At 44.0% G+C, this 2,570-nt stretch carries 2 protein-coding genes; both read left to right on the top strand.

Annotated features, from left to right (window positions below; genetic code table 11):
* The first annotated feature begins 92 nt into the window (after nucleotides 1-92).
* Nucleotides 93-1,373, top strand: a complete 1,281-nt coding sequence (iscB, locus tag ACEW9J_RS25265; protein WP_373547829.1) for an RNA-guided endonuclease IscB — start codon at nucleotides 93-95, stop codon at nucleotides 1,371-1,373.
* Nucleotides 1,374-1,952: 579 nt separating this feature from the next.
* On the top strand, nucleotides 1,953-2,570 hold a 618-nt coding region (locus ACEW9J_RS25260; RefSeq protein WP_373547828.1), incomplete at its 3' end, for a DUF3352 domain-containing protein.

Raw genomic sequence — 2,570 nt, 5'->3', positions numbered from 1 at the left:
TCGAAAGAGAAGTGTCTTGGGTCTAACAAGCTTTGATAAGAACGTTGAAGCAAACATAACTTTAGAACTAATCAAACCGATTAAACCTAATCATGTCCAATTTTGTATTTCTAATTGATGCAAATAAAACACCAATGAATCCAATTCACCCAGCCCATGCTCGTGAATTAATGGAGCAAGGTAAGGCAGCCGTTTTTCGGATGTTTCCATCCACATTAATCATGAAGCGAATAGTGGATAAAATAATCACTTATCCACTATCCCTTCGCATCGATCTAGGTAGCAAGTTTACAGGTATTTCACTGGTAAATAACCGAGATGAAGCGATCTGGGGAATGGAGCTACAACATCGAGGACTTGCAATTAAAGATGCACTTGAAACGAGAAAAGCTGTACGTCGCAGTCGTCGGGCGCGCCATACTCGCTATCGTCAAGCTCGTTTCCTCAATCGCGAGCGTCCTGCTGGATGGCTAGCTCCAAGCTTAATGCACCGTATTCTTACTGTTGGAACTTGGGTCAAACGTTTAATTAAATACTCGCCAGTAGCAGAGATTCGACAAGAATTAGTCCGGTTCGATCTTCAAAAACTAGAGAATCCTGAAATATCGGGTGTTGAATATCAGCAAGGCGAATTACTCGGATACGAGGTGCGTGAATATCTACTTAACAAGTGGGATAGAAAGTGTAGTTATTGCGAGATTAAAGGCGTGCCGCTCCAAGTGGAACACGTTATACCAAAAGCCAAAGGGGGATCTAATCGCATCTCAAACCTGTGTTTGGCTTGCGATAAATGCAACAAGAAGAAAGGAACATTGGCTCTCAAAGAGTTTCTGTCTGGCAAACCCCAACTGTTGAATAAAATTCAATCTCAATTGAAAGCTCCGCTCAAAGATGCGGCGGCAGTTAACTCAACTCGTTGGGCATTTTTCGATCGATTAAAGTTGACTGGATTGCCTGTATCCACTGGATCGGGAGGTCTAACTAAATTTAATCGGACGCGGTTAGGGTTGCCCAAGACTGACTGGTTAGATGCCGCTTGCGTAGGTGTTGTAGATACGCTGCAAGTTTTGACATTCAAGATCTTGAGTGTCAAAGTAACAGGTCACGGGTGCAGAAGAATGACCAGAATTGATAAGTACGGTTTTCCCTGTACAGAAGCCAAGCAAACGTTCAGCCACATATCAACTGGTGATTTTGTCAAAGCTACCATTCAAAAAAACAGGAAAAATGTAAGGGCTGGAACTTACACAGGGCGCGTTAAAACGCCGACTCCGAAAGGATGTGAGGTAGTGATAAATGGATTTAGAGTTGCATTTTCCAGTATGCAAGATCTCAAAATCATCCATCATAACGACGGCTTTAGCTACGCTTGACTCCGATAAACTCCAAAATAATGCAATCTAATCAATCGACATAGATTGAGATCGCGACGGTTGAGGTGCTGGGCGGGTCACCCGCTAGGTTTCAGGCATAATTTATTTGATAAATAATTGCACATACCTAATTAATATTATCTGTTTAATGCGGTACGATCTACTTCTCCATCATTTCAGGGGCTAACGGGGACGCAACCGTCGAGTGAAATCGATCGTTAGATGAGCGACAATTATCAAATTAACTGAGCATCTGACCCTTGACGATCGGCGATCGCTCGCACAAGATCGGTAATATGTCCTAAACTGCGATCGATTTTCGGGAATTAACTATCGATCGAGTGAATCAGATGATGTATACTCGCAGTTTCTTCATCACCAAAGCGCAGGGGATTTGAGCAAACACCTTTCGCTGTCTGCTTGGTGCAACGCACGCTGAGGAGACCGTCTAGCGACACGTCTATGCCTACGGCAGGCTAACGCCAACGCCGGAGTGCGCGATTGCATCCGCAACTGTCAACTGTCAACTGTCAACTGTTAAAGTAGCTTCGCGCTCTCATCCTCTAATACCTAAACTATATGGCGAAGAAAAGTATTATCACAGCAGTAGCATTGGTAGCGGCTGCTGGAACGGGATATGCTGGTTATAAATATATTTATAGCGGCGAAAGTAATGCTGGCGATCTCGCTACCGTAATTCCTGAAAATGCCTTGATGGTGGCTTATGTTTCTAACGAACCCGAAGCCTGGGCAAAGTTACAAAAATTTGGGACTCCAGCAGCTCAAAAAATCGTGACGGCACAACTCCAAGAGACGCAACAGAAGTTGCTATCCGAAACTCAACTGGATTTTAATCGAGACGTGCAGCCGTGGCTGGGCAACACCATGTTGGCAATTTTGCCGGATGCGGAGGGTAAAGCCAGCAAACCTCGGTTCTTAATTGCGATCGGGATTAAAGACAAACTTAAAGCGTTAGACTTTGCCAATAAACTCAAAGCTCAAAGTAAAGAACCAACTAAAGAAATTGATTACAAAGGGATTAAAATTACTGATAGTGGCACAGGTAATCGGGAAACCTTTAGCGCACTAGTAAACGATCGATTGGTACTTTCACCCGAAAGACAAGCAGTAGAAGAAGCGATCGATACCGCTCAAGGGCAACCTTCCCTCGCGAGTAAAGCCGGGAGTGATTGGTTT

The organism is Chamaesiphon sp. (genome assembly GCF_041737865.1).
Lineage (GTDB): Bacteria > Cyanobacteriota > Cyanobacteriia > Cyanobacteriales > Chamaesiphonaceae > Chamaesiphon.
Note: the sequence above shows the minus strand (reverse complement) of the source record. Positions and strands in the feature narration are given on the sequence as shown.